The organism is Enterobacter sp. (genome assembly GCF_977039595.1).
Genome location: NZ_CDRQYH010000012.1, coordinates 1 through 26513 on the forward strand (window position 1 = coordinate 1; position 26513 = coordinate 26513).

The 26513-nt window shown below is 56.5% G+C and carries 23 protein-coding genes and 2 pseudogenes; 15 read left to right on the plus strand and 10 right to left on the minus strand.

From position 1 onward, the window contains the following. The 5 genes and pseudogenes from ACWYRJ_RS05875 to ACWYRJ_RS05895 form a co-directional block, all read left to right on the plus strand. A pseudogene (locus ACWYRJ_RS05875) lies at window positions 1-486 on the plus strand (alpha-amylase); the annotation flags it as partial. A 195-nt stretch (window positions 487-681) separates the two neighbouring features. Further along, window positions 682-1938 carry a valine--pyruvate transaminase gene (avtA, locus tag ACWYRJ_RS05880; protein WP_455507558.1) on the plus strand — a complete coding sequence of 419 codons (1257 nt, stop codon included), beginning with the start codon at window positions 682-684 and terminating at the stop codon, window positions 1936-1938. Between the two features lie 317 nt (window positions 1939-2255). Further along, window positions 2256-2558: a hypothetical protein gene (locus ACWYRJ_RS05885; protein WP_115876677.1), complete on the plus strand. Its 303-nt coding sequence runs from the start codon at window positions 2256-2258 to the stop codon at window positions 2556-2558. Window positions 2559-2587: 29 nt separating this feature from the next. Continuing rightward, window positions 2588-3424 (plus strand): collagen-like triple helix repeat-containing protein, encoded by an 837-nt coding sequence (locus ACWYRJ_RS05890; RefSeq protein ID WP_223580912.1) that lies wholly within the window; start codon window positions 2588-2590, stop codon window positions 3422-3424. Window positions 3425-3514: 90 nt separating this feature from the next. After that, entirely contained in the window at window positions 3515-5233 is a 1719-nt protein-coding gene (locus tag ACWYRJ_RS05895; RefSeq protein WP_249576505.1) for a ShlB/FhaC/HecB family hemolysin secretion/activation protein, read from the plus strand. Here the strand turns inward: ACWYRJ_RS05895 and ACWYRJ_RS05900 are convergent. From ACWYRJ_RS05900 to ACWYRJ_RS05910, 3 genes and pseudogenes are all read right to left on the minus strand, one after another. Beyond that, a complete protein-coding gene (locus ACWYRJ_RS05900) occupies window positions 5217-5672 on the minus strand; it encodes a 4Fe-4S dicluster domain-containing protein (RefSeq protein ID WP_111964327.1) in 456 nt (151 codons plus the stop codon). The two genes, ACWYRJ_RS05895 and ACWYRJ_RS05900, sit on opposite strands and share 17 nt — an antisense overlap. Window positions 5673-5675: 3 nt before the next feature. Then, window positions 5676-5863 (minus strand): annotated as a pseudogene (locus ACWYRJ_RS05905) (IclR family transcriptional regulator domain-containing protein); the annotation flags it as partial. A gap of 85 nt (window positions 5864-5948) precedes the next feature. Then, window positions 5949-6689 (minus strand): MipA/OmpV family protein, encoded by a 741-nt coding sequence (locus tag ACWYRJ_RS05910; protein ID WP_455507559.1) that lies wholly within the window; start codon window positions 6687-6689, stop codon window positions 5949-5951. Window positions 6690-6806: 117 nt separating this feature from the next. Here ACWYRJ_RS05910 and ACWYRJ_RS05915 point away from each other — a divergent pair, with 117 nt between their 5' ends. Further along, window positions 6807-7772 carry a LysR family transcriptional regulator gene (locus tag ACWYRJ_RS05915; protein ID WP_111964325.1) on the plus strand — a complete coding sequence of 322 codons (966 nt, stop codon included), beginning with the start codon at window positions 6807-6809 and terminating at the stop codon, window positions 7770-7772. Here the strand turns inward: ACWYRJ_RS05915 and aldB are convergent. The 6 genes from aldB to ACWYRJ_RS05945 all read right to left on the minus strand — a co-directional run bounded on the left by aldB (window position 7769) and on the right by ACWYRJ_RS05945 (window position 14921). Then, window positions 7769-9307, minus strand: coding sequence for an aldehyde dehydrogenase AldB (gene aldB, locus ACWYRJ_RS05920; RefSeq protein ID WP_127729157.1), 1539 nt, complete (start codon window positions 9305-9307; stop codon window positions 7769-7771). The two genes, ACWYRJ_RS05915 and aldB, sit on opposite strands and share 4 nt — an antisense overlap. Window positions 9308-9393: 86 nt before the next feature. Next, on the minus strand, window positions 9394-11241 hold the full coding sequence (gene selB / locus ACWYRJ_RS05925) for a selenocysteine-specific translation elongation factor (RefSeq protein WP_455507560.1): 1848 nt from the start codon (window positions 11239-11241) through the stop codon (window positions 9394-9396). After that, window positions 11238-12623 carry an L-seryl-tRNA(Sec) selenium transferase gene (selA, locus tag ACWYRJ_RS05930; RefSeq protein WP_455507561.1) on the minus strand — a complete coding sequence of 462 codons (1386 nt, stop codon included), beginning with the start codon at window positions 12621-12623 and terminating at the stop codon, window positions 11238-11240. Before selA ends, selB begins: the two co-directional genes overlap by 4 nt. A gap of 103 nt (window positions 12624-12726) precedes the next feature. Beyond that, on the minus strand, window positions 12727-13335 hold the full coding sequence (locus ACWYRJ_RS05935; protein ID WP_455507562.1) for a glutathione S-transferase: 609 nt from the start codon (window positions 13333-13335) through the stop codon (window positions 12727-12729). A 90-nt stretch (window positions 13336-13425) separates the two neighbouring features. Further along, window positions 13426-14562: an HlyD family secretion protein gene (locus ACWYRJ_RS05940; protein WP_455507563.1), complete on the minus strand. Its 1137-nt coding sequence runs from the start codon at window positions 14560-14562 to the stop codon at window positions 13426-13428. A 2-nt stretch (window positions 14563-14564) separates the two neighbouring features. Continuing rightward, window positions 14565-14921 carry a DUF3302 domain-containing protein gene (locus ACWYRJ_RS05945; RefSeq protein ID WP_024906600.1) on the minus strand — a complete coding sequence of 119 codons (357 nt, stop codon included), beginning with the start codon at window positions 14919-14921 and terminating at the stop codon, window positions 14565-14567. Between the two features lie 657 nt (window positions 14922-15578). Between ACWYRJ_RS05945 and ACWYRJ_RS05950 the strand changes: the two genes are divergently transcribed. From ACWYRJ_RS05950 to trmL, 9 genes are all read left to right on the plus strand, one after another. Next, window positions 15579-17486, plus strand: coding sequence for a PTS mannitol transporter subunit IICBA (locus tag ACWYRJ_RS05950; protein WP_455507564.1), 1908 nt, complete (start codon window positions 15579-15581; stop codon window positions 17484-17486). 99 nt (window positions 17487-17585) lie between these two features. Continuing rightward, window positions 17586-18734, plus strand: a complete 1149-nt coding sequence (gene mtlD / locus ACWYRJ_RS05955; protein WP_455507565.1) for a mannitol-1-phosphate 5-dehydrogenase — start codon at window positions 17586-17588, stop codon at window positions 18732-18734. Beyond that, entirely contained in the window at window positions 18731-19321 is a 591-nt protein-coding gene (gene mtlR / locus ACWYRJ_RS05960) for a mannitol operon repressor MtlR (protein ID WP_115876689.1), read from the plus strand. The genes mtlD and mtlR overlap by 4 nt, the downstream gene beginning before the upstream one ends. A gap of 58 nt (window positions 19322-19379) precedes the next feature. Then, window positions 19380-19742 (plus strand): YibL family ribosome-associated protein, encoded by a 363-nt coding sequence (locus ACWYRJ_RS05965; RefSeq protein WP_095441432.1) that lies wholly within the window; start codon window positions 19380-19382, stop codon window positions 19740-19742. Window positions 19743-20013: 271 nt separating this feature from the next. Beyond that, window positions 20014-21669: an L-lactate permease gene (gene lldP / locus ACWYRJ_RS05970; RefSeq protein ID WP_455507566.1), complete on the plus strand. Its 1656-nt coding sequence runs from the start codon at window positions 20014-20016 to the stop codon at window positions 21667-21669. Further along, window positions 21666-22439 carry a transcriptional regulator LldR gene (gene lldR, locus ACWYRJ_RS05975; protein ID WP_455507567.1) on the plus strand — a complete coding sequence of 258 codons (774 nt, stop codon included), beginning with the start codon at window positions 21666-21668 and terminating at the stop codon, window positions 22437-22439. Before lldP ends, lldR begins: the two co-directional genes overlap by 4 nt. After that, window positions 22436-23623, plus strand: a complete 1188-nt coding sequence (gene lldD / locus ACWYRJ_RS05980) for an FMN-dependent L-lactate dehydrogenase LldD (protein ID WP_149367261.1) — start codon at window positions 22436-22438, stop codon at window positions 23621-23623. The genes lldR and lldD overlap by 4 nt, the downstream gene beginning before the upstream one ends. Before the next feature lie 185 nt (window positions 23624-23808). Next, window positions 23809-25149 (plus strand): MFS transporter, encoded by a 1341-nt coding sequence (locus tag ACWYRJ_RS05985; RefSeq protein WP_223580902.1) that lies wholly within the window; start codon window positions 23809-23811, stop codon window positions 25147-25149. A 45-nt stretch (window positions 25150-25194) separates the two neighbouring features. Beyond that, entirely contained in the window at window positions 25195-25668 is a 474-nt protein-coding gene (trmL, locus tag ACWYRJ_RS05990; protein ID WP_021242431.1) for a tRNA (uridine(34)/cytosine(34)/5-carboxymethylaminomethyluridine(34)-2'-O)-methyltransferase TrmL, read from the plus strand. Here the strand turns inward: trmL and cysE are convergent. Next, window positions 25665-26486: a serine O-acetyltransferase gene (gene cysE / locus ACWYRJ_RS05995; RefSeq protein ID WP_008502718.1), complete on the minus strand. Its 822-nt coding sequence runs from the start codon at window positions 26484-26486 to the stop codon at window positions 25665-25667. The genes trmL and cysE overlap by 4 nt on opposite strands. Between the last annotated feature and the right edge of the window lie 27 nt (window positions 26487-26513).

Below are 26513 nucleotides of genomic sequence, written 5' to 3' on the forward strand. Positions count from 1 at the left end.
CGCCACGGTTTTGATGCGATGATTAACTTTGATTATCAGGAGCAGGCGGCAAAAGCGGTGGATTGTCTGGCCGATATGGATCTCACCTGGCAGCAGATGGCGGAGAAGCTGCAAAGCTTCAACGTGCTGAGCTATCTCTCATCCCACGATACTCGTCTGTTCCGAGAAGGGGGCCCGCGCGCGGCGGAGCTGCTTCTGCTGGCACCGGGCAGCGTGCAAATCTATTACGGGGATGAGTCCGAGCGTCCATTCGGGCCGACAGGCTCCGACCCGCTGCAGGGCACCCGCTCGGATATGAACTGGCAGGACGTCACGGGCAAGCAGGCCTTAACCGTCGCCCACTGGCAAACGCTGGGTCAGTTCCGCGCCCGCCACCCGGCGATTGGTGAAGGCAAGCAAACCACGCTGTCGCTGAAAGAGGGGTATGGATTCGTACGTGAACATGATGGCGATAAGGTGATGGTCGTCTGGGCGGGGAATCAGTAGATCATACCCCTCACCCTAACCCTCTTCCCTCTGGGGAGAGGGCCGGGGTAGGGGTATTCCACCAGAACTATTCACTACACAAATCCACTCCCGCCCTATAAAACCACAAATCCGACCACACCACCCGATTTGCACCAACACGGTGCTAGCGTTATGGTTACCCACTTTCAAAATAAGCTCGACAGATCACCTGCTATGACGTTTTCACTTTTCGGCGACAAATTTACCCGCCATTCAGGCATTACTCGCCTGATGGAGGACCTCAACGACGGGCTGCGCACACCGGGCGCAATCATGCTCGGCGGGGGAAACCCGGCTCACATTCCGGAGATGACGACCTATTTCCAGACGCTGCTCGCTCAGATGCTGGAAAGCGGCAAAGCAACCGATGCGCTTTGCAATTACGACGGCCCGCAGGGTAAAACCGAACTGCTGGCACTCCTCGCCGAAATGCTGCGTGACGAGCTGGGCTGGGATATCGAACCACAGAATATTGCACTAACAAACGGCAGCCAGAGCGCATTTTTCTACTTGTTTAACCTGTTCGCAGGGCGTCGCGCCGACGGCACCACCAAAAAAGTGCTGTTCCCGCTGGCGCCGGAGTATATCGGCTATGCCGATTCCGGCCTGGAAGAGGATCTGTTCGTCTCCGCGCGCCCGAACATCGAGCTGCTGCCGGAAGGCCAGTTCAAATATCACGTCGATTTTGAACACCTGCATATTGGTGAAGAGACGGGCATGATCTGCGTATCGCGCCCGACTAACCCAACGGGCAATGTGATCACCGATGACGAACTGATGAAGCTGGATGCACTGGCAAATCAGCACGGCATTCCGCTGGTAGTCGATAACGCCTACGGCGTACCGTTCCCGGGCATTATCTTCAGCGAAGCACGTCCGCTGTGGAACCCGAACATTGTCCTGTGCATGAGCCTCTCTAAGCTGGGCCTGCCGGGCAGCCGCTGCGGCATCATCATCGCCAATGAGAAAATCATCACCGCCATTACCAATATGAACGGTATTATCAGCCTTTCACCGGGCGGCATTGGCTCGGCGATGATGTGCGAGATGATCAAACGCAAGGATCTGCTGCGTCTGTCGAATGACGTGATTAAGCCTTTCTATTACCAGCGAGTTCAGGAAACAATCGCGACAATTCGCCGCTATTTGCCGGAAGAACGCTGCCTGATCCACAAGCCTGAAGGAGCGATTTTCCTTTGGCTGTGGTTTAAGGATTTGCCTATCACTACCGAACTGCTCTACCAGCGCCTTAAAAAGCGCGGCGTACTGATGGTTCCGGGCGATTATTTCTTCCCGGGACTGGATAAGCCATGGCCGCATACCCATCAGTGCATGCGCATGAACTACGTCCCCGACCCGGAAAAAATCGAAGCGGGGGTTAAAATTCTCGCCGAAGAAATCGAAAAAGCCTGGCTCGAAGGCAATTGTTAAATAATAAGGCTCTTCAAATGAAGAGCCTTATTTTTCCGTGATCTGAATCTTACAATAAGGATATATCCTGTAGCGTTTCATTTATCATCCCCATTGAGTTTTCTTAGGAATATTCCTTTAATTTACGCCCACTAACTACTCTCTCAATAATTAAGCACCGATTAAACACCCTAACTTATTGTTATTTTAAATAACCACCCACACCGAAGAAAAATACCTTCTTCAGCCACTTTCATGCATATTTAAAAATACTGCATATACTCACTAATACGCCGCTCGGCGTTCTTTTGCGTGGAGTATTCATATGCTACCTAATAATGTTAGTCGCATCAGCGCTATTGCTGTTGCGGTACTGCTCGCGTTCTCTCTTTCTGCCTGTAGTGGAAGCGGTGGCGGATCTCACTCAACAGCCAAAAATAACCCTGCAACGGGAAGCAGCAGCGGCTCAGATGATGGAAGTGGCACAACCGCGAGCAATGGCGGTTCGGGCAGCAACGGATCGGGCACCGGAACGGGTTCAGGTACCGGGACAGGCGCTGGTGGCGGAACGGGTTCTGGTTCAGGATCGGGCTCAGGCTCAGGCTCAGGGGGCAGTGGAGGAACAACTACCGCAGGCGTAAATACGATACTGGGTGATGCTGGTAAAACCGTGACCAGCGTCGGATCCACTGTGGATGGCCTCGGAAGCCAGCTTCCTACAAATAATCCCGTCACGTCAACCGTTTCAACCACCGTCAGCGGTGTTGGCAGTGCCGTGTCCACCGTGGGGACAGGCGTCACGACTGGCGTTGGCGATCCAAACAACCCGAACGGTGTGGGTACAACGGTTAAAGGCGTGACCACGTCGGTCACCTCCCTCGGCAATACCGTTTCAACGGTAGGCACGGGTCTGGCGAGTTCCACTTCCGGAACACCGGTCAGCGGCGTAACCGGCCTGACGGGCAGCGTGGTAAACAGTACCGGGCAACTGGTCAGTAACACCGGCACGGGTCTCACCAACACGGTAAGCAGCCCCGCAGTCACTCAGGTAACAACCGATACCACGACCCTGGCTAACAAGACGCTGGGCGGAGTACAAGGCGTGACGCAAACCGTAGGCACCACAACGGGTCTCGGCACACCGGTCAACGGTCTGCTGACTCAGGTGGGTGGCACCGTCAGCGGCGTGGGGACCAACATTAGCAGCAGCAATAGCGGGCTTAGCGGTGTCGGTCAGGTCGTTCAAAATGTCGGCCAGACGGTCACGGATAGCGGTACGCTAGTGAAACCCACATCAACCACCGGAGGCAGCGGCACAGGATCTCTGACGGCCGATGCCAATGTGACAGCCACAAACAATAGCCTGAGCACAACGGTCAATACCACCCTCAATACGCTGACTGCGGGTGTAACGGCCAATGCAGGCACAACCCAAAACACATCTACGACAAACCCGATTAACGGGCTCAACACGTTAACCTCGAGTCTACTGACGCCAAAACAGTAATCCTTTTATTGCCTGTCTGCGCCCCTGGTTCAGGGGCGCTTTATTCAGCGACACTTACCCCAACCGGGGATGACGAACAGGGATTGCGCGATGAAACACCACTTCCTTTTTTCGCTGACGGGGCTGGTTGTGCTGAGCATGGCCCGCGCCGATACTCTGCCCTCTATTATTAACCCCGATAACCCGGCACAAGTTTCTCGTAACGTTGCCCCCGAACAGACTGAAGCCGTTCAACAGCCGACCGTCAAAATAGAAAAACCGAAGTCAACGCTGACGCCTGAAACGCCCATTACCATTAATCACATTCAGTTTATTGGCGGCACGCGTTATCCCTTGAAGGAATTACTTCAGCCCTTCAGACCTTACGCCGGAAAAACCGTGCCACTAAAAACGCTCACGGGGCTGGTAAACGATATTACGGCGCGCTACAAGGCTGACGGTTTTCCGCTCTCTTATGCCTGGCTGCCCGATAATAATTTCCAGCAGGGCAATATTAAAATTGTTCTGGTTGAAGGCTATGTCGCTCATAGCGACATCACCAGTAATAACCCCCACATCGCTGAACGTCTTAAACGTCTGTCCGAAAAAATCATGGCGGAAAAACCGCTTTCACAGGATACGTTCGATCGCTACAGCCAGCTGATGACGCGCACCCCGAACGTTCCGGTTACGGCTAACGCGCAGTTGCCAACCAATATCTATGGCGCGGCGGCGATGCAAATAACCGGCAACCAGGAGCGGAGCTGGAATATCGCCTCGACGATTGATACCCGTAAAGGGCAAGATTTAATGATGCTGAACGGCACACTCAGCAACATGACAAGCTATGGCGATCAGCTTGGCGTGGCCACGCTTGTGCCGTTAGATAGCAACACGCGAAAAAACTATGTCGGGCTCAACTGGCAGCAGTTTTTAAACGATGAAGGGCTGACGATGCAGCTCAAAGGCAGCTATTACCATGAAGAGCCGCGAGATTTTTCTCCCCTGCTCTCTTTGCCGAATAATATCAGCGTCGATTCGAAGCAAAAAACAACGCAATACAACGGCGGCGTGACGTTTGGCTATCCCCTGCTGCTGACGCAAAAATCACAAATTAATCTGACCAGCGGTTTTGATTACACCGACCGCCAGGATGATTACGCTCTGCAGGCCAGACTGCAGGGCAAAACCTATAGCCTTGACTCCGTCAACCAGCACGCGCGTTATCCCGCCCTGGAAGTCGGCATCAACGGTGCACATCAATTCACAACCGCCAGCATCAGCGGCCGACTCAACGTTCGTCAGGGGATTGATGCGATGGGTGCCGATATCGTCTCGGCCCCCAGGCCCGATATTAATTTTACGCTCACGAAAAGCTATCTGGACGCAGCCTGGCTGTTTGCCGATAAATGGCGGCTATCAACGTCCTGGGAGGGGGACTGGTCAAACAACACGTTGCCAGAACCCGAACGCGTTAGTTTCGGAGCCCAGCGGTTTGGCCGAGGATATCAGGACAGTGAAGCAAGCGGTGACTACGGCTACGGCGGGCAGGTAGAACTGCGCTATATGCAGATGCGAAAAGAGAGCACCTGGCTTGCCACTATCCAGCCCTACATCCTGGCCGATACCGCGCAAACCTGGTTTAACACCTCCGGCTTGCCTCATCAGCGGCTCGGGTCAGTGGCGGCCGGCGTGATGGTAGGCGATACCCGCCACTATAGCATCACGGTTGAGGCGGCAAGACCCGTCGGGGATGTTCCGACAGACAGTCGCAACAGAGACTGGCGCTACAGCCTGACGTTTACGTGGAATTTCAATAAAATGCAGTAAGCTTTTCAGCCCGAATACTGGCAGGATCAACGCAGCGCAGCGCGTGGGTTGGACAGGCCTCCACGCAGGCCGGTCCGCCTTCGCGCTGCACACATAAATCACATTTCAGCGCTTGTGGCCTGTTTCCCTCCAGCCGTACCTGCATCGCCCCAAATGGACAGGCGACCATGCAGCTTTTACAGCCAATACAGCGCGTCTGCTCAACAAGCCAGGCGCCTGCCGTACGTCTGATGGCATGGGTTGGGCAGACATTGGCACAGGGGGCGTCCTCGCACTGATGGCAACCCACAGCCGTAGTGTAGGCGTCCCCCTTCACCACCCGCAGGCGAGAGGTAAAAGCCTCTGCGGTGAAGTCATCCTGATGCGCAACCGCACAGGCCGCTTCACAGGTGCGGCACCCGATGCATTTTTCCGCATCCGCCATGATAAATCGGTTCATCTGTTACGCCTCTCGTACGTTAAAACCCAGCTCTTTTGAGATCGCATACGGAACGCGGCCGTGGATATCAAACACCAGCTCATCATACATGGCGCTCAGTTCAGTGATGGTGTTCCGCGTCAAAGGTTGGATCTCAACGCCATGTAGATCTTGCCCATTGCGGAGCAGTAGAGAGGCATATGCTGGCCGATTCAGATCCCGGATATGCAGCAGGAACTGCTCGACAGGCACGATCGTAGGCCGGGTAAGGCGAACCTGCCCCCCGGCTTTACCGCATCAGAAACGCCAGGTCAGGCCGGTCATTAGCGCGAAGCTGTCATCGCGGTCGATCATCGGGCTGTTCTTCACGTCGTCAGGCAACACGGTGTAAACCGCGCTGGCGTTGAGGTACAGATTCTGGGTTAACTGATATTTAGCCGCCAGGCCAACGTATGGCGTCCAACTGTCGCCAGCGGTGTATTTATCCAGTCCGGAGCGGCGAGACTCGCTGCCGGATACGCCGTAGTAATAGTCGTTATAGCTTTCGTCGCTGTAGAAAACACCAACAGAAGGTGTCAGGGTCAGGCGCTCCATTTTGATCGGACGGAAGTACGATACCTCGCCCACCACGCCGCCGCTTTCATCCATCGCATCGCCAGAAACGGCCACTTTCAGCGACCACCAGCTTTCGTGACGGTAGTACGCCCCGCCGAGGAACGCAGATGCTTTACGCTCATCAAGCTGCTTCATCTGATGGTCGTCGTTGTCATCAGGATCGAAATGCAGTGGCATCCAGGTTGCGGTCAGGCTGAGTTCATTTTTTGCGTCTTTCCACAGGATCCATCCACCCGTGGTCTGGCGAACATAAAAGCGATCGCCTTCGTAGCTAATTAACGGTACTGCGGTAGTATTTTCGTTATAGCCTTTGTAAGGAGACTCATTAAATACAGCCCCCGCTCCAAGTGAAAAATCACCAGCCATGGCAGACGTTGATGCAAATAACGTGGCAGCGATGAGTAAATTGTATTTAATAGTCATTCTATGTAATCCATTTAAATGCCAAACAAGCGAGGCGCATAATAATGGTTACAAAATTGCCAATGCAACGCTGCGGTTTATATAATATTATATATAAAATCATATAGATGGGTGTGCATGATGAGTACATTACAGCTAAAGCCACGCGAATTAAAAATTATCTCCGTCATTGCAGCCACCCACAGCATTGGTGATGCCGCCGCCCTGCTGGGCATGGCGCAGGCCAACGTCAGTAAATATCTGTCTGATTTTGAAACGCGGGTTGGACTCAAGGTTTTTGAGCGCACCACGCGCCAGCTTGCCCTGACCCAGTTTGGTGAAGCGTTGCTCCCTTACGTTAATGCAACACTGGATAAGAACAGCCAGCTTGTGAATTTCATTGCGGATTATAAGCACGAAAAGCGCGGAAAAGTGACGATCTATGCCCCAACCGGCATCGTGACCTACCTGGCGCGACACGTGATCCATCAGATAGAAGACATCGGTGACATTCGCATCTCTTTGAAAACCTACAACCTGGACCGGAATGAATTTTCAGAAGGCGTTTCCTTTCCGGATGACTGCGACATTTTAATTACTTATGCGCAGCCAAAAGACGAAAGTCTGGTTGCCAGCGTTCTGACACAATATTCCGTTACGGCCTTCGCAACCGTGGAATATTTAAATAAACACCCGTTAACGGGACCGGAAGATTTAATTAATCACTCCTGTATTCTCATTGATTCCATGCTGGTTGATGATGCCAACATCTGGCGTTTCCGAGTGCATGGCAGTGATGACGTGCATGACTACCGGGTGACCGGTAATTATATTTGCGACAATACGCAGACGGCTCTGGAGCTGGCAAGAAATAATCTTGGGATTGTTTTTGCACCAAAAGAAAGTCTGAAAAAAGAATTAACGCAGGGGATGCTGGTCCCCTGCTTCCCGCATCAGGAAGAGTGGTGGCTCGATCTGACGGCCATCTTCCGCAAACGCGAATACCAGCCCTGGCGCGTGCAATACGTACTGGATGGGGTTTTGAACTGCCTGCGCCAGCAAATTGCTCAGGCCGTGCATGGACGGCCTGAGCTGGGTGATTAGAACAGCCCCAACGGCTTATCGGAGTAGCTGACCAGCAAACATTTCGTCTGCTGATAATGCTCCAGCATCATCTTGTGGGTTTCACGCCCGATGCCCGATTGCTTATAACCGCCAAATGCCGCGTGCGCAGGATAGGCGTGGTAGCAGTTGGTCCATACGCGCCCGGCCTGAATGCCTCTGCCCATTTTATAGGCCAGATTACCGTTGCGGCTCCAGACGCCTGCTCCCAGGCCATACGGCGTGTCGTTGGCAATCTCCAGCGCCTCCTCCATCGTTTTGAAGGTGGTCACGGCCAGTACCGGTCCGAAAATTTCTTCCTGGAAGACGCGCATGTTGTTTTGACCGAACAGGATCGTCGGCTCCAGATAATACCCGTCCTGCAGATCCCCACCGAGTACCTTACGACGCCCGCCGGTGAGAATATCCGCCCCCTCTTTCTTGCCGATGTCGATGTAGTTGAGGATAGTTTCCAGCTGTCCATGCGAGACCTGCGCCCCCATCTGCGTGGCGTTATCAAGCGGGTTACCGCTGCGGATAGACTCAACGCGCCGAATCGCCCGCTCCATAAAGCGCTCGTAGATGGACTCTTGTACCAGCGCACGGCTTGGGCAAGTGCAGACTTCGCCCTGGTTAAACGCAAACAGCGCAAACCCTTCCAGTACTTTATCGAAGAAGGCATCCTCTTCCTCCATTACGTCTGCGAAGAAGATGTTCGGGGATTTCCCGCCCAGCTCGAGGGTCACCGGGATAATGTTCTGCGTGGCGTACTGCATGATCTGCTGGCCCACCTCCGTCGACCCGGTAAACGCCACTTTGGCGATCCGTTTTGAGGTAGCCAGATATTCCCCTATCTCCCCGCCCGCGCCGTTAACCACGTTAATCACGCCCGGCGGCAAAAGATCGCCAACGATTTCCATCAGCAGCAGCACCGAGAGAGGGGTCAGACGCGCCGGTTTCAGCACAATGCAGTTTCCCGCCGCCAGCGCGGGCGCCATTTTCCAGCTCGCCATCAGCAGCGGGAAGTTCCACGGAATGATTTGCCCGACGACGCCCAGCGGTTCGTGGAAGTGATACGCCACGGTATCGCTGTCAACTTCGCTGATCCCGCCCTCCTGAGCGCGAATGCAGGAAGCAAAATAGCGGAAGTGGTCAATGGCCAGCGGCACGTCTGCCGCCATCGTTTCCCGTATCGGCTTGCCGTTATCCCAGGTTTCAGCCGTCGCCAGCAGCTCCAGATTCTGCTCCATCCGATCGGCGATTTTGAACAGGATCGCCGCCCGGTCCTGCACGGAGGTGTGAGCCCATTTTTCTTTCGCTTTGTGCGCCGCATCCAGCGCCAGGTCGATATCACGCTTGCCGGAGCTGGCAATTTCGCACAGCGGCTGGCCGGTAACGGGAGTAAGGTTGGAATAGTATTCGCCGTCGACGGGAGCTACCCAGTCGCCGCCAATAAAGTTGTCATAACGAGGCTTCAGCTTGAGGGGAAAACCATACTCGCCGGGCTGGATACGCGATGAGGGAGGATTGTTTGTCATGACCGTCTCCTTGCTGTTGGTGTACAACAAGGGTAGTTCCGGCTGGCGATTTTCTCGCCAACCGATAACGGCGTTTACGACGGGGGTCACGGAGTTTCAGGAAATAATAACGAATCGCGTAATAAATGATCGTTACCGCGACGGCGGGTAAAGCCGATGCGGTTGAAATACTCCAGGATCTGGATCGCCAGCTTGCGGCCCACGTTCAGCCGATCGCGGAAATCCGCTGCGCAGGTCGAGCCGCGCGCCTGATCCAGCTCGCGGATCAGGTTGGCAAACGCCACAATACGATCGTTACGGTAATAACGATCTTTCACGATCGCGACTATTAGCCCCTGCTGCGCCGCATGGCGCAATACCTGGCGCATCACCTGCTCGTCGGTGTTGGTTTCGCGAGCCAGATCGCGAACCCAACACGGCTCATCGCCAAACAGCGGGGCGGCTTTTTGCCATATGGCCTCTTGCTCGGCGGTGAACCCGGCCTTGTGATCCGGCAGATGCAGCCAGCCGTGGTGGCTTTTGATCGCCCCGCTTTCGCGCATGTTTTCAATCAGCAGCAGCACCAGCGCATCGTCTTCCATCGGCAGCGCCATGCGCCGCAGACGCTCACGGCCCGGGCCAGGCTCGTCCTGATGCTGTTCGTGGTAAGTCGCAAGCGTGTTCAGTATCTTACGCTGCCATTGCGCAGCAACCGGGGCATTGAGCAGGCTGTCTCCAGCCTGAATAAAGCCCGGCTCCTGAGTCAGCTGCCGTAAGCCTTCCCCGCTCAGCTGGCGTGCCCATGCAAAATCACGCAGGCTCACCGCTCCGCGATCGAGGTGTACCCGCAGCGCGGCGTTATCATCGCTGGCCTGCGCCAGAGCAGCCAGCCACTGCAGATATTCAGGTTTACGCTTGCCGCGTCGGGGTGGGTTAAGCGCCACCACGCGCGCCCCGGCCAGCGTTTCCCTTGCAGAAATGTCACGCAGAACCAGACGATCGTTGTCTGCCAGCCAGAGCGGTGAATCGAATACCAGCTCGGCGAGATCGTTTTCCAGCAGCGACACGCGCCCGGTGATATGGCTGGCCGCGTGGTGAATATGCAGCGGCTGCCATTGGGTCAGGGGCACGTTTGCCTGCAGGGAGACGATGACGCGTTCAGACGGTTCCGGCGGGGCATCGGCCAGCAGCCAGTCGCCGCGATTAAGCTGCTCTTTTTCCGCATCCCCGGCAATGTTCAGCGCGATCCGCTGCCCGGCGTGGGCGCGGTCTGCGGGCTGGTTTTGTGCGTGCAGCCCGCGCACGCGCATCGGTTTGTTCACGCCCGTCAGCCAGAGCGTATCACCGACGTTCACTTCGCCGCTCAGCGCCGTACCAGTCACCACAAGCCCCGCACCTTTTACGGTAAACGCCCGATCAATGGCCAGGCGGAAACGATGATGGCTGGCGTGGTCGCGTGATGAAAGCTGCTGTAAGTGGTGGCGAAGTTCGTCGATACCGCGCCCTTCCGTCGCCACGGTGACAAATAGCGGTGCATCGGAAAAACCATACTCCCGCAAGGTCGCCTGTACCGTTTCGCGCACCTCGCTGACGCGTGCGTCATCCACGCGATCGGCTTTGGTCAGCGCCACGGTCAGCTGCGGGTTACCGGTCAGCTGCAGGATCGCCAGGTGCTCGCGGGTTTGCGCCATCACGCCGTCATCGCAGGCCACCACCAGCAGGGCATGATCGATGCCGCCCACGCCCGCCAGCATGTTGGACAGAAACTTTTCATGCCCCGGCACATCAATAAAGCCCAGCACGCGGCCATCAGGCTGGGGCCAGTAGGCATAGCCCAGATCGATGGTCATACCGCGCTTTTTCTCTTCCGGCAGGCGGTCGGCGTTTACGCCGGTAATGGCCTGCAGTAACGTGGTTTTTCCGTGGTCAACGTGACCGGCGGTGGCAATAATCATTTCAACAACATCTCCAGAAATCGCTCTTCATCTTCAAGGCAGCGCAGATCCAGCCACATTCGGCCATCGTAAATCCGCCCGATAACCGGCGTCGGTAGGCCACGCCAGCGTGACGACAGGGCTTCAAGATGGCTACCGCGCCCGTCACGCGGCGTGAACGTCAGCGCTTCACTCGGCAACCTGTCCACCGGCAGCGAACCGCTGCCAATCTGCGACTGGCAGGGCTCAATGCGAACGTCAAAATCGGGGTAGTGCGCGGCGACGCGCGGCAGCAGAAGTTCAGCCTGGGCGCGAATCGAGGCGGCATCACGGGTTAACAGACGCAGCGTGGGCAGGCGGTCGGCCAGTTTCTCCGGGTGGAGATAGAGCCGCAGCGTCGCGTCCAGCGCGGCAAGCGTCATTTTATCGGCGCGCAAGGCGCGCTTGAGCGGATGCTGCTGCAGCTGCGCAATGAGCTCGCGCTTGCCGACGATAATCCCGGCCTGCGGCCCGCCCAGCAGTTTGTCGCCGGAAAAACTGACCAGGCTAACGCCCGCCGCAATCATCTCCTGCGGCATCGGCTCTTTTGGCAGCCCGTAAAGGCTCAGATCCACCAGCGAGCCGCTGCCGAGATCGGCAATCACCGGTATGTTCAGTTCGCGCCCAATCGCCGCCAGCTCCGCCTCTTCAACCGTTTTGGTGAAGCCTTCAATATGGTAATTGCTGGTGTGAACCTTCATCAGCAGGGCGGTATTTTCATTTACCGCCGCGCGATAGTCTTTCGCATGAGTACGGTTAGTGGTACCCACCTCATGCAGCGTACAGCCCGCCTGGCGCATCACGTCAGGAATACGAAACGCCCCGCCAATCTCCACCAGCTCGCCGCGGGACACTACCACCTCTTTGCCGCTGGCGGTGGCCGCCAGCATCAGCAGCACCGCTGCGGCGTTGTTATTCACAATGCAGGCATCTTCCGCGCCGGTCAGCCGGCACAGCAGCTCCGCCAGCGCGCGGTCGCGATGCCCGCGTCCGGCGCCGTCCAGATCGTACTCCAGCGTTACAGGCGCTTGCATGGCCTGCACGACGGCGGCAACGGCCTCTTCCGCCTGCTGGGCTCGCCCGAGGTTGGTATGCAGTACGGTACCGGTCAGGTTAATCACCGGGCGTAACGCGCTTTGCGCCTTCTCATCCAGCCGCTGTTCAACTTCCTGCTCCCACGCACTGCACCAGTCGGGCAAGGCGTTTTCTGCCTGAATCGCGCAGCGGGCTTCGTCCTGAAGCAGGCGTAACATTTCCACCGTCGCGGTATGGCCGAAGCGCTCAACAACAGCATGAATGCGGGGCTCGCGAAGGAGACGGTCGGTAGCGGGGATCTGGCTGTACAGCGAACGATGAGTAGTCATGAAAGCGCCTGGCGAGTAAATATCTTCCCCCCTCCCGACGGGAGAGGGAGTTAACATGTAGAGGGATTGTACCGCCTCCGACGCCGAAGTGTTATAACCCGCGTCAAGCCTTTGGCGGTTCTGTACGGGCAAAGCTCTCGCGGCTAAACAGCGTGTCTGCAAGCTTCACCAGCAGCGGACGGTCGACGCACCAGCCCGGGGAGACGTGGCGGAAGTTGAGATAGCCAATCGCGCAGGCGATGGCGATGGTCCCCAGGTTCAGGCTGTCGGTGTCGATCTTTCCCTCCCGGATAAGCTGTTCACACCTGTCCAGGCTGCGGCTGATTTTTTCCCGCTGGCGTAACAGTTCCGTTTCCGACTGCTGGGCAGCGGGCCTTGCCTGTTCCCGTACGGAGGTTAATGCCGCATCCATAATACCGTCGGCCAGGGCTTCAATTTGCTTCACCGCCAGCGCCGCTTTTGGGTTAGCCGGCAGCATTGCCGGGGCAACGCCCAGCAGCTCGATATACTCCGCAATAATCGGGGAATCGAACCAGTATTCTCCCTCATCTGTTACCAGCGCCGGGACTTTCCCCAGCGGGTTGTACTGCGCGACGCCGTTTTCCGCGTTGTAGGGCTGTTCATTCACGAATTCAAATTCAATCCCCTTCTCCAGCAGGAGAATCGAGATTTTTCGCACGAAGGGACTGGTATAGCTGCCGATGAGTTTCATTGCCTGATCCTTGATGCCGGAAAAAAGTCAGTATGGATCAAGCGATGAAAAAAGGGCAGGTCTGCATGTCGCATTCCTGCCCTGGAAGGATTAGTGATCGAGATAGAGGTAGTGCATCCAGCTGGTCATGCGCAGCAGTACTTTACGCATCACCGAGACGTGGGCGAAATGGTCCGAATAGACCGCCACCTGGGCATAGATACCGTCCGGCAGGGCATCGACTTCAGCGTCAGGGCTCAGTTCTATGATGGCCTGCACGCCATCCGTACCTGGTGTGACCGTCAGAGACTGCAGCGCGCCCTGCGCCTGATAGGTTCCTCCCGGTACCACAGGCAGAATTGCGGTGAGCTTCCCGGAGAACACCTGGCCCAGCAGCGCGTTAAACACCACTTCCGCTTCATCGCCCGGCTTCAGACGCAGCAGCGAGTTCTGGCGGAACTGGGCCACAATCTGACGCTTCTGTTCAGGGATAAAGACCATCACCGGACGCAGCGGCAGCGCGGCGGCATAGGTCCCCGGACGTATCAGCACCTGGGTGATGTAACCATCACTCGGCGCACGCACCACGGTCTGATCCAGGTTGTATTTGGCTTCGGCAAGCTGGGCGCGTAACGAAGCAATCTGCGACTGCTCGCCGTTCACCATGCTGTCTAACTGGCTTTGGATCTGCACCTGTTCAGCCACGGAGCCTTTCACCATGGCGTCCTGCGCCAGATAGTTTTGCCGCGCGTTATCAATATCGCTTTCAGAGAACGGATTGACCTTCGCCTGGCTGCCTTTCAGGTAGCGCTGATAATCTTTATAGAGGCGATCGCGCTCAGCGGAGACGCGCGTGGTATTGGCAACCGCTTCCGACAGCTGCGCTTTCAGATTGTCGATATTGTGCGTCGCGGTTACCAGGTCGGCCTGGAGTCTGTCGACGCGCGCCTGATAGCGGCCCGGATCAAGTTTAAATAACACTTCGCCTTTTTTAATTAGCTGGTTATTTTTATCTGTCACTTCGCTGACCACCCCGGTAACCTGCGGCGTAATCGGAATAGAAATAACCGCTTTTTGCGCCGTAAAGGTATACGGGTGGTTATAGTTCATTAACAGAATAAGTCCGGCAACAATAAATACGCCGCCTAATGTTGCGGTGGCAAGCGTCCACTGGTTGACCGGAATTCGGAATATTTTAAAGATGGCCCAGGCAAATGCCACGTAGGTCAAAATAATCAACAGATCCATGATTAGCGCTCCAGCGTGTTCTTATCAGCAGCAGGCTTTACCGCGGCCAGCTTTTGTTCTAATTCGGCCACGCGTTTGGCCAGCGCATCCATGCCCGGAACCTCATCAGGCTTTGTGATGTGGTTTTGCATACCCCAGCCGCGATCTTCACGGTACAGCGTGGCCCAAATCCACAGGAATGGCCAGATGGCATGAAGCGTAAACAGGCTAATCCAGCCTGCCGTATGAATGGCATCGGCATGCGGGTGGTTACGCTTTTTGGCCATATTATAAGGGATGTCATGGATAGCGATGATTCCATAAAAGAGAACCAGAAATACAAAAATCAATACGCCCAGCGCAAAATAGTTGAGAAACATATTCTCCTCACTTAAACAACGTCAACTCATTAAATTAATAAAACGGTACGCAACCTAATTAATTTTTTATAAACACGGGGTTGTGCTTATTATTTCCGAGCCGGGGAGTATGGGTTTTTATAATATCTCCATGCAAGTTTATAAGCGTGTCAAAATATATCCTGAATAATAATAGACTTAACCTTACAATATGAGCGTAATCCACCTTTTAACTTTTCGCCATACCACACATAAAAAGTGGTTTTTTAGCTTATCGTGTCGTGCCATATCATCCTGGCGCTGAATCGCTATGCAGAGTTTGCCGTCGATCACAGGCGGAGAAATCTGCATAAAAATATTTTGTGAAATCAGTCACAATCCAGAAACAAACACGCCATAACAAAACGTGACAACAATCACACAAAAGGGTGTGTTTTGCTTTTTTTCTCGCCATCGTATTTTTTTTGCCCATCGTTTTTGTGATTCAGATCACCTCATAGATATCCTCACCCCCTACATTTACGTGACATGAATCACATAAATTTTCACTGTCTGGACAGTTGAACGATTCAGTGCCAGATTTCACAGCATCAGAACAGGGCCCGGCTACCTCTGCCGCCTCATTAACAATAAACCTCGGGCCATAAGCCTTAGCGTAAACAGAAGAAGGGGTGTTTTATGTCATCCGATTTCAAGATCAAAGTTCAAAGCTTTGGTCGTTTCCTCAGCAACATGGTGATGCCAAATATCGGCGCGTTTATCGCGTGGGGTATCATCACCGCATTGTTCATTCCGACAGGGTGGTTGCCTAACGAGACGCTGGCGAAACTTGTTGGCCCAATGATTACCTATCTCCTGCCGCTGCTCATCGGTTTCACCGGGGGTCGTCTGGTGGGCGGTGACCGTGGTGGCGTAGTGGGTGCCATCACAACCATGGGCGTTATCGTCGGTGCAGATATGCCGATGTTCCTCGGTGCGATGATTGCCGGTCCTCTGGGCGGCTGGGCGATTAAGAAATTCGACGTCTGGGTTGATGGTAAGATCAAATCCGGCTTCGAAATGCTGGTGAATAACTTCTCTGCGGGCATCATCGGGATGATCCTCGCCATTCTGGCGTTCCTCGGCATTGGCCCTGCGGTTGAAGTGCTGTCTAAAATTCTGGCGGCAGGCGTTAACTTCATGGTGGCGCACGAGATGCTGCCGCTGGCGTCTATCTTCGTTGAACCGGCGAAAATCCTGTTCCTTAACAACGCCATCAACCACGGCATCTTCTCGCCGCTGGGTATCCAGCAGTCTCACGATCTCGGCAAGTCTATCTTCTTCCTGATTGAAGCTAACCCGGGTCCAGGTATGGGCGTTCTGCTGGCGTACATCTTCTTCGGCCGTGGCAGCGCTAAACAGTCTGCTGGCGGCGCGGCGATAATTCACTTCCTGGGCGGTATCCACGAAATTTACTTCCCGTACGTGCTGATGAACCCGCGTCTGATCCTGGCCGTTATCCTCGGCGGTATGACCGGCGTGTTCACCCTGAGCGTGCTGGGCGGCGGTCTGGTTTCTCCGGCCTCTCCGGGTTCTATCCTGGCGGTACTGGCGATGACGCCAAAAGGCGCTTACTTCGCGAACCTCGCGGCTATTTTTGCGGCAATGGCCGTCTCCTTCGTGGTCTCTTCTATCCTGCTGAAAACCAGCAAGGTGAAAGAAGATGATGACATCGAAGCGGCGACCCGTCGTATGCACGACATGAAAGCCGAATCCAAAGGCGCGACCCCACTGGCAGCAGGTGATGTCTCTAACGACCTGAGCCACGTGCGTAAAATCATCGTTGCCTGTGATGCCGGTATGGGTTCCAGCGCGATGGGAGCAGGCGTGCTGCGTAAGAAAGTGCAGGATGCGGGCCTGACCAACATCTCCGTGACCAACAGCGCCATTAACAGCCTGCCGCCGGATGTTGACCTGGTCATCACGCACCGCGATCTGACCGAACGCGCCATGCGCCAGGTGCCGCAGGCACAGCACATTTCGCTGACCAACTTCCTCGACAGCGGCCTGTACACCAGCCTGACCGAACGTCTGGTGGCCGCGCAGCGTCACGAAGAAAACGAAGTGAAAGTGCGCTCCAGCCTGCAGGACAGCTTTGACGAGAGCAATGCTCATCTGTTTAAGCTGGGTGCGGAGAATATTTTCCTCGGTCGTACCGCGGCCACCAAAGAAGAAGCGATTCGCTTTGCCGGTGAGCAGCTGGTGAAAGGCGGCTACGTTCAGCCTGAATATGTCGACGCGATGCTGGAACGCGAAAAACTGACGCCAACCTACCTGGGCGAATCCATCGCGGTGCCGCACGGAACGGTTGAAGCGAAAGATCGCGTCCTGAAAACCGGCGTCGTATTCTGTCAGTACCCGCAGGGCGTGCGCTTCGGTGAAGAAGAAGACGACATCGCCCGTCTGGTGATTGGTATCGCCGCTCGCAACAACGAGCACATTCAGGTGATTACCAGCCTGACCAACGCCCTGGATGATGAATCCGTCATTGAGCGTCTGGCCAATACCACCAGCGTGGAAGAAGTGCTGGCTCTGCTTAACAAATAAGTTCTCTTCCCTCTCCCTCCGGGGAGAGGGCTAGGGTGAGGGGGAAAACGTTCCTCACCCCAGCCCTCTCGGGTAAAAACATTGATGAAGGTTAACACTATGAAAGCATTACATTTTGGCGCAGGTAATATCGGTCGTGGTTTTATCGGTAAACTGCTTGCTGACGCGGGCATTACTCTGACATTCGCCGATGTGAATCAGGTTGTCCTGGATGCCCTGAATGCCCGTCATAGCTATCAGGTCCATGTGGTGGGCGAAAACGAGCAGGTTGAGACGGTATCCGGCGTCAACGCGGTCAGCAGCATCGGTGAAGACGTTATTGACCTGATCGCCAGCGTCGATCTGGTCACCACCGCCGTGGGTCCGGTCGTCCTTGAGCGCATCGCTCCTGCGGTTGCAAAAGGCCTGGCAAAACGTAAAGCGCAGGGCATCGACACCCCGCTGAACATCATCGCCTGTGAAAACATGGTGCGCGGCACTACGCAGCTGAAAGGCCACGTTCTTAACGCGGTGGCAGACGAAGACAAAGCCTGGGTTGAAGCGCACGTGGGTTTTGTGGATTCCGCCGTGGATCGCATCGTTCCGCCTTCCGAATCCGCTACCAACGACCCGCTGGAAGTGACCGTGGAAACCTTCAGCGAGTGGATCGTCGATAAAACCCAGTTTAAAGGTGACCTGCCGACTATTCCGGGAATGGAATTAACCGATAACCTGATGGCATTTGTCGAACGCAAGCTCTTCACGCTGAACACCGGGCATGCTATAACCGCGTACCTCGGAAAATTGGCCGGTCATCAGACCATTCGTGACGCGATCCTCGATGAGAAGATCCGCGCGGTGGTAAAAGGGGCAATGGAAGAGAGCGGCGCGGTGCTAATCAAACGCTACGGTTTTGATGCTGAGAAACACGCAGCATACATCCAGAAAATCCTCGGTCGCTTTGAAAACCCGTATCTGAAAGATGACGTTGAGCGCGTGGGCCGCCAGCCGCTGCGTAAGCTGAGCGCGGGCGATCGCCTGATTAAGCCGCTGCTGGGCACGCTGGAATACGGCCTGCCGCATGCCAACCTGGTGAAAGGGATTGCCGCAGCGATGCACTACCGCAGCGAGCAGGACCCACAGGCGATTGAGCTGGCTCAGCTGATTGATGATAAAGGCGCGCAGGCTGCGCTGGCGCAGATTTCCGGTCTGGACGCCAACAGCGACGTGGTTGCGGAGGCGGTTAACGCATACAACGCAACCAAATGATGCAGAATGCGGCGCAGGTAATCCTGCGCCCTGATTACAGATTGTCAGATATGCAGGCAATAATGGAACAAACCCAGGCCTTTGAAAATCGTGTGCTTGAGCGTCTGAATGCTGGCAAAACCGTACGAAGTTTCCTGATTGCCGCCGTCGAGCTGTTAACCGAGGCGGTGAATATCCTGGTGCTTCAGGTGTTTCGCAAAGACGACTACGCGGTAAAATATGCTGTAGAACCGTTACTGGACGGAGACGGACCGCTGGGCGATCTATCCGTGCGTCTGAAGCTGATTTATGGTCTTGGCGTGCTGAACCGACAAGAGTATGAAGATGCGGAGCTGTTAATGGCGCTGCGAGAAGAGCTCAATCATGACGGTAACGAGTACACCTTTACCGACGATGAGATTCTGGGGCCCTTCGGCGAGCTGCACTGCGTTACCGCGCTGCCCCCTGCTCCCCATTTTGATAACAGCGACCCTGAGCTCTACGCGATGCAAAAGCTGCGTTATCAACAGGTTGTCCGATCCACGATGGTTCTCTCCCTGACTGAGCTGATTTCCCGAATCAGCTTAAAAAAAGCGTTTCAGAAGTAAGCCTGCTCACATTGGTGTATCCTTCGCTGTAAATTCCCCGTTTTCAGAGTTATTTGTCATGAAAGAAGTCGAAAAGAACGAAATTAAACGCCTGAGCGACCGCCTGGATCTGATCCGCCACCAGATGGCGGGTCTGTCGCTGGTCGATTCCGCCGAGAAATACGCCGAGCTTGAGAAAGAGGCCGCGAAGCTGGAAGCGGAAATCGAGCGCCTGCGCGAAGTCAAGGGCCAGAAGCTTAGCAAAGAAGCGCAGAAGCTGATGAACATGCCGCACCGCCGTGCGATCACCAAAAAAGAGCAGGCTGATATGGGCAAGCTGAAGAAAAGCGTCCGTGGTCTGGTGGTGGTTCACCCGATGACCGAGCTTGGCCGCGAAATGGGCCTGAAAGAGATGACGGGCTTTTGTAAGACCGCGTTCTGATTTCATGCCGGGTGGCGCTGCGCTTACCCGGCCTACTCTTTTCCCCTTCGCGTGAATTGGTCCAACCAATAGCGCAATCAATCCTCCCCCTGTTCACAATTCCATTATTTCCGCTCACAAAACCATTGCTAGCTCATAACATCTGGTTAACCATTCATTGTCATTAACCCTACAACACAACATTGGCAGGACCACTTTTACACAACCTGTGACGCAGAGTTGAGCGGAGACTCACCCGCAGCGCAGGCTGTCTGGTCCCCAGGAGACCTGCATGAGCCTCTGGCAACAAAACTACGACCCGGCTGGAAATATCTGGCTGTCGAGCCTGATCGCATCGTTTCCGATCATGTTCTTCTTCTTTGCGCTGATTAAGCTCAAGCTGAAGGGCTACCTCGCCGCGACGTATACCGTTGCCATCGCCCTGATGGTGGCGCTGTTCTTCTACAAAATGCCGGTCGATCGCGCGCTGGCCTCCGTCGTCTACGGTTTCTTCTACGGCCTGTGGCCGATTGCATGGATAATCATCGCGGCGGTCTTTGTCTATAAAATCTCGGTGAAAACCGGGCAGTTCGACATTATCCGCTCGTCGATTCTCTCCATCACGCCGGACCAGCGCCTGCAGATGCTGATTGTTGGCTTCTCCTTCGGGGCGTTTCTGGAAGGCGCGGCAGGTTTTGGCGCACCGGTGGCGATCACCGCCGCGCTGCTGGTGGGTCTGGGCTTTAACCCGCTCTATGCCGCGGGCCTGTGCCTGATTGTGAACACCGCACCGGTTGCGTTTGGCGCGATGGGTATTCCGATTCTGGTGGCCGGGCAGGTCACCGGGCTGGACAGCTTCGAGATCGGCCAGATGGTTGGCCGCCAGCTGCCCTTCCTGACCATTATCGTCCTGTTCTGGATCATGGCGATTATGGACGGCTGGCGCGGCGTGAAGGAGACCTGGCCTGCGGTGATGGTGGCGGGCGGTTCGTTCGCTATCGCCCAGTACCTCAGCTCGAACTTCCTTGGCCCGGAGCTGCCGGACATCATCTCTTCGCTGGTTTCTCTGGTCTGCCTGACGCTGTTCCTGAAACGCTGGCAGCCGGTCCGTATTTTCCGCTTCGCCGACATGGGCGCCTCGCAGGTCGATCAAACGCTGGCCCGCACCGGCTACACCGCAGGCCAGGTGATCCGCGCCTGGTCGCCGTTCCTGTTCCTGACCGCCACGGTTACGCTGTGGAGCATCCCGCCGTTTAAAGCTCTGTTCGCCCCTGGCGGCGCGCTGTACGACATGGTGATTAATATCTCCGTGCCGTTTCTCGACAAGATGGTCGCCCGTATGCCGCCGGTAGTGCACGCCGCCACGCCGTATGCCGCGGTCTATAAATTCGACTGGTTCTCCGCCACCGGGACCGCCATCCTGTTTGCCGCTATTCTTTCCGTGGTGTGGCTGCGCATGAAGCCTGCGGCTGCGGTACAGACCTTTGCGGCGACCGTTAAAGAGCTGATGCTGCCGATTTACTCCATCGGCATGGTGCTGGCGTTCGCGTTTATCTCGAACTACTCCGGACTGTCATCGACGCTGGCACTGGCGCTGGCACATACCAGCCACGCCTTCACCTTCTTCTCGCCGTTCCTCGGCTGGCTGGGGGTGTTCCTGACCGGTTCCGATACCTCGTCTAACGCCCTGTTTGCCGCACTGCAGGCCACGGCGGCCCAGCAGATTGGCGTGTCGGACGTCCTGCTGGTGGCCGCAAACACGACGGGCGGCGTGACCGGGAAAATGATCTCCCCGCAGTCCATTGCCATTGCCTGTGCGGCGGTGGGACTGGTCGGTAAAGAGTCGGATCTGTTCCGCTTTACCGTGAAACACAGCCTTATATTCACCTGCATGGTCGGGGTGATCACCACCCTGCAGGCCTATGTCTTAACCTGGATGATCCCATGATAGTGATGCCCAGACGCCTGTCCGACGAGATTGCCTCTCGCGTGCGGGCGCTGATTGAAGAACAACAGCTGGAAGCGGGCATGAAGTTGCCCGCCGAACGCCAGCTCGCCGCCCAGCTTGGCGTGTCGCGTAATTCACTGCGCGAGGCGCTGGCGACGCTGGTCAGCGAAGGGGTACTGGTAAGCCGTCGCGGCGGCGGCACCTTTGTGCGCTGGCAGAATGACGACTGGTCCGAGCAAAACATCGTTCAGCCGCTGAAAACGCTGATGGAGAACGACCCGGACTACAGCTTCGACATCCTTGAAGCGCGTCACGCCATCGAAACCAGTACCGCCTGGCACGCGGCCATGCGGGCAACCGACGCCGACAAAGAGAAACTCATCGCCTGCTTTGAGGCCACGCAAAGCAGCGACCCGGATATCGCCTCCCAGGCGGACGTCCGTTTTCACCTTGCGATTGCCGAGGCGTCGCACAATGTGGTGCTGCTCCAGACCATGCGCGGGTTTTTCGACCTGCTGCAATCCTCCGTGAAGCAGAGCCGCCAGCGCATGTATCTGGTTCCGCCGGTGTTTGCCCAACTGACCGAACAGCACGAGGCGGTGCTCAACGCCATTCTGGCCGGTGACGCCGAAGCCGCGCGCAAAGCAATGATGGCGCATCTCGGTTTCGTGCATACCACCATCAAACGATTCGATGAAGACCAGGCCCGACAGGCGCGTATTACCCGTCTGCCTGGCGACAGTGATATTTCCAGGGAGAACAAAGCATGATTATTTCAGCAGCCAGTGACTATCGCGCCGCGGCGCAGCGCATTTTGCCCCCGTTCCTGTTCCACTACATCGACGGCGGGGCGTATGCCGAATACACCCTGCGCCGCAACGTGGAGGATCTGTCGGAGGTGGCTCTGCGCCAGCGCGTGCTGAAGAATATGTCTGACCTGAGCCTTGAGACGAAACTGTTTAACGAAACGCTTTCCATGCCCGTCGCGCTCGCGCCCGTAGGCCTGTGCGGTATGTATGCCCGCCGTGGCGAAGTGCAGGCCGCCGCTGCAGCGGATGCCAAAGGCATTCCGTTTACCCTCTCTACCGTCTCGGTTTGTCCGATTGAAGAGGTCGCCCCAACCATCAAACGCCCGATGTGGTTCCAGCTGTACGTCCTGCGCGATCGCGGCTTTATGCGTAACGCGCTCGAGCGTGCCAAAGCGGCGGGCTGCTCCACGCTGGTCTTTACCGTCGATATGCCGACCCCCGGCGCGCGCTATCGTGATGCCCACTCCGGCATGAGCGGCCCAAATGCGGCGCTCCGCCGCTACTGGCAGGCGGTAACGCATCCGCAGTGGGCGTGGGACGTCGGCCTGAACGGTCGTCCACACGATCTGGGGAATATCTCGGCCTACCTTGGCAAACCGACCGGGCTGGAGGATTACATCGGCTGGCTGGCGAACAACTTCGATCCGTCGATCTCGTGGAAAGACCTGGAGTGGATCCGCGAGTTCTGGGACGGCCCGATGGTGATCAAGGGGGTCCTCGACCCGGAAGATGCCCGCGATGCGGTACGCTTTGGCGCTGACGGGATTGTGGTCTCTAACCACGGCGGACGTCAGCTTGACGGGGTGCTCTCCTCCGCACGCGCCCTGCCGGCGATAGCCGATGCGGTGAAGGGCGATATTACCATCCTGGCCGACAGCGGGATCCGCAACGGGCTGGACGTGGTGCGCATGATTGCGCTGGGTGCCGACAGCGTGCTGCTGGGACGCGCTTATCTGTACGCCCTGGCGACGGCCGGTCAGGCAGGCGTGGCGAATCTGCTCAACCTGATCGAAAAAGAGATGAAGGTGGCGATGACGCTGACCGGTGCGAAAACGATCGGCGAAATCAGCAGAGACTCCCTGGTGCAGGAGTTAAGCAAGTTACCGGCGGCGCTGGCTCCCCTTGCTCAGGGAAACGCGGCTTAAATTCTTCCCCTCGTTAACACCCCTTTCTCACGCGTCCGATCTTCCCCTCGGGCGCTTTTTTTATGCCGAAAATAACATCCAGATAACATATTTAATAAGAAAATTTGACATACACCTGCCGCCCGCAATTGTATAGACAAGCAAATACAAGAACACAAAAACAACATCACATCAGAGGGGAGCGTATGAACTATTCAGGTAAAGTGGATATTCAGCAGGTGATCGATGAAAGTCGCTTTTCAGGATTTCACTGGCTGCTCATTGTGCTGGGCTTTCTGGTTCTGGCGATCGATGGCTTTGATACGGCGGCGATGGGCTACATCGCGCCTACGCTGTCGGCAGAATGGGGGATTCATAAACAGGATCTGGGGCCGGTGCTGAGCGCGGCGCTGCTGGGGCTGTCGCTGGGTGCGCTGATCGCCGGTCCGGTATCGGACCGGATGGGGCGCAAGCGCGTGCTGGTCTTTTCGTGCCTGTTCTTCGGCCTGGCGAGCCTGGGGACGGCCTGGGCGCAAAGTCTGAATACCCTGACGCTGTGGCGCTTCCTGACGGGGCTCGGGCTCGGAGCTGCGATGCCCAACGCCATTACGCTTATCTCCGAGTTTGCCCCCCAGCGCTGTCGCGCCATGGCGATTAACACCATGTACTGCGGCTTCCCTCTGGGTGCGGCGGGCGGCGGCGCGATCTCGTCCTGGCTTATCCCCCATCACGGCTGGCGAAGCGTACTGCTGACCGGCGCGATTGCGCCGCTGGTTTTAACGCTGCTGCTGGCGCTGCTGTTGCCGGAGTCGGTGAAGTTTCTGGTGCAGCGCGGAAGAGATGTCATGCAGGTCCGCCGCATCGCCAACCGGTTCGCCCGCAGCACGCTGGATAGCGTCACGGGCTTTTTCCTGGCGGAGGAGAAAGTCGCGTCTAAAAAAGGAAGCGTGTCGCAGCTGTTTTCGATGCCCTGGCTGCCCGGCACCCTGATGCTGTGGGTGACCTATTTTATGGGGCTGGTGATTTACTACGTCCTGCTGAGCTGGATGCCGACGCTAATGCAGGGGATGGGTTATGCGCTGGCGGAGTCAGCCTGGCTCACCTCGCTGTTCACCTTCGGCGGCACGGCCGGGATCCTGCTCGCGGGCTGGATGATGGACCGTTGGGAAGCGCACAAGGTGGTCGCGGGCGGGTTTATCCTGACGATGGGGCTGATCCTGCTACTCGGCATGGAGCATAATCATATCGCCCTGTTTGGCGGGCTGATCTTCCTGATGGGGATCGCGATGAACGGCGCGCAGTCGGGCATGCAAACCCTGGCCGCCACCTTTTACCCTACCGAGTGCCGCGCGACGGGCATCGCCTGGATGCAGGGGATCGGCCGCTTTGGCGGCGTGGCGGGAACCATGACCAGCGCCCAGCTTCTTTCGATGCAGTGGCAGGCGGACAGTATTTTAATGATCCTCAGCGTACCCGCTCTGGTGGCCGCCGCGGCAACCGTCTACAAAATGCTGTATAGCCGCTCGCAGGAACCCGGCGTCGCGTAGTTGCTCTCTTTTCTGCTATCCTGCCCCCGCAATTAAGGGGGCTGCATGCTTAACATCGTTTTATTCGAACCAGAAATTCCGCCGAATACCGGCAATATCATCCGCCTGTGTGCAAACACCGGTTTTCGTCTGCACATCATTGAGCCAATGGGCTTTACGTGGGACGACAAACGTCTGCGTCGCGCAGGGCTGGATTACCATGAATTTACCGCCGTTATTCGCCACCACGATTACGCCGCGTTTCTGGAAGCCGAGCAGCCGCAGCGCATGTTCGCCCTGACCACCAAAGGCACGCCAGCGCACAGCGCCGTAAGCTATCAGGCAGGTGACTATCTGATGTTTGGCCCGGAAACCCGCGGCCTGCCGGCCACGATTCTGGATGCCCTGCCCGCTGAGCAGAAAATCCGTATTCCGATGATGCCGGACAGCCGCAGCATGAACCTGTCGAACGCGGTGTCGGTGGTGGTGTATGAAGCATGGCGCCAGCTGGGATATCCGGGCGCCATTCTCAGAAGTTAAATGCCGTCGCCATACTCGAAGGTATGGTGAATGCCGTTGAAGTGCTGATCCATGTCCATGGACGGCTTGTCGCTGTCTGGCTTACCGACGATGCGCGCCGGTACGCCAGCGGCGGTAGTATGCGGTGGCACAGGCTGGAGCACCACGGAACCTGCGCCGATCTTCGCGCCGCGTCCGACTTCGATATTGCCGAGGATTTTGGCACCCGCGCCTATCATCACCCCTTCACGAATTTTCGGATGGCGATCGCCGCTGGTTTTGCCGGTACCGCCCAGGGTAACCGACTGCAGGATCGAGACGTCGTCTTCAATCACTGCCGTTTCCCCGACAACAATCCCGGTGGCGTGGTCGAGCATGATCCCACGGCCAATCTTCGCCGCCGGGTGAATATCAACCTGAAACGTCACGGAAACCTGGTTTTGCAGGAAGATCGCCAGCGCGCGGCGGCCTTCATTCCACAGCCAGTGGCCAATGCGGTACGCCTGCAGGGCGTGGAAGCCTTTCAGGTACAGCAGCGGCGTAGAATATTTATCGACCGCCGGGTCACGGGTGCGCACGGCCTGGATATCACAGGCGGCAGAGGCGATCATTTCCGGGTCAGCGGCGTAAGCCTCTTCCACCACTTCACGGATAGCGATAGCAGGCATTATTGAGGATGCCAGCTTGTTGGCGAGCATATAGCTGAGCGCGCTGCCGAGGTTTTCGTGCTTGAGTAGCGTTGCGTGGTAGAAACTGGCCAGCATAGGCTCACAGTCGGCCAGCGCCCGGGCTTCGGCTTTAATGTTGTTCCAGACGATATCCAGTTCTTCACACGGCATTGCTTACTCCAGACGATAGTTAATGAC

Bases quoted from the DNA above. Each gene is read 5' to 3' on its own strand.
- lldP (WP_455507566.1), top strand. From the start codon at position 20,014: ATGAGCCTCTGGCAACAAAACTACGACCCGGCTGGAAATATCTGGCTG.
- ACWYRJ_RS05945 (WP_024906600.1), bottom strand. From the start codon at position 14,921: ATGTTTCTCAACTATTTTGCGCTGGGCGTATTGATTTTTGTATTTCTG.
- ACWYRJ_RS05965 (WP_095441432.1), top strand. From the start codon at position 19,380: ATGAAAGAAGTCGAAAAGAACGAAATTAAACGCCTGAGCGACCGCCTG.
- ACWYRJ_RS05885 (WP_115876677.1), top strand. From the start codon at position 2,256: ATGTTAGTCGCATCAGCGCTATTGCTGTTGCGGTACTGCTCGCGTTCT.
- ACWYRJ_RS05895 (WP_249576505.1), top strand. From the start codon at position 3,515: ATGAAACACCACTTCCTTTTTTCGCTGACGGGGCTGGTTGTGCTGAGC.
- ACWYRJ_RS05910 (WP_455507559.1), bottom strand. From the start codon at position 6,689: ATGACTATTAAATACAATTTACTCATCGCTGCCACGTTATTTGCATCA.
- ACWYRJ_RS05915 (WP_111964325.1), top strand. From the start codon at position 6,807: ATGATGAGTACATTACAGCTAAAGCCACGCGAATTAAAAATTATCTCC.
- ACWYRJ_RS05935 (WP_455507562.1), bottom strand. From the start codon at position 13,335: ATGAAACTCATCGGCAGCTATACCAGTCCCTTCGTGCGAAAAATCTCG.
- trmL (WP_021242431.1), top strand. From the start codon at position 25,195: ATGCTTAACATCGTTTTATTCGAACCAGAAATTCCGCCGAATACCGGC.
- ACWYRJ_RS05940 (WP_455507563.1), bottom strand. From the start codon at position 14,562: ATGGATCTGTTGATTATTTTGACCTACGTGGCATTTGCCTGGGCCATC.
- avtA (WP_455507558.1), top strand. From the start codon at position 682: ATGACGTTTTCACTTTTCGGCGACAAATTTACCCGCCATTCAGGCATT.
- ACWYRJ_RS05900 (WP_111964327.1), bottom strand. From the start codon at position 5,672: ATGAACCGATTTATCATGGCGGATGCGGAAAAATGCATCGGGTGCCGC.
- selA (WP_455507561.1), bottom strand. From the start codon at position 12,623: ATGACTACTCATCGTTCGCTGTACAGCCAGATCCCCGCTACCGACCGT.
- cysE (WP_008502718.1), bottom strand. From the start codon at position 26,486: ATGCCGTGTGAAGAACTGGATATCGTCTGGAACAACATTAAAGCCGAA.
- ACWYRJ_RS05985 (WP_223580902.1), top strand. From the start codon at position 23,809: ATGAACTATTCAGGTAAAGTGGATATTCAGCAGGTGATCGATGAAAGT.
- ACWYRJ_RS05950 (WP_455507564.1), top strand. From the start codon at position 15,579: ATGTCATCCGATTTCAAGATCAAAGTTCAAAGCTTTGGTCGTTTCCTC.
- lldD (WP_149367261.1), top strand. From the start codon at position 22,436: ATGATTATTTCAGCAGCCAGTGACTATCGCGCCGCGGCGCAGCGCATT.
- mtlD (WP_455507565.1), top strand. From the start codon at position 17,586: ATGAAAGCATTACATTTTGGCGCAGGTAATATCGGTCGTGGTTTTATC.
- lldR (WP_455507567.1), top strand. From the start codon at position 21,666: ATGATAGTGATGCCCAGACGCCTGTCCGACGAGATTGCCTCTCGCGTG.
- selB (WP_455507560.1), bottom strand. From the start codon at position 11,241: ATGATTATTGCCACCGCCGGTCACGTTGACCACGGAAAAACCACGTTA.
- aldB (WP_127729157.1), bottom strand. From the start codon at position 9,307: ATGACAAACAATCCTCCCTCATCGCGTATCCAGCCCGGCGAGTATGGT.
- mtlR (WP_115876689.1), top strand. From the start codon at position 18,731: ATGATGCAGAATGCGGCGCAGGTAATCCTGCGCCCTGATTACAGATTG.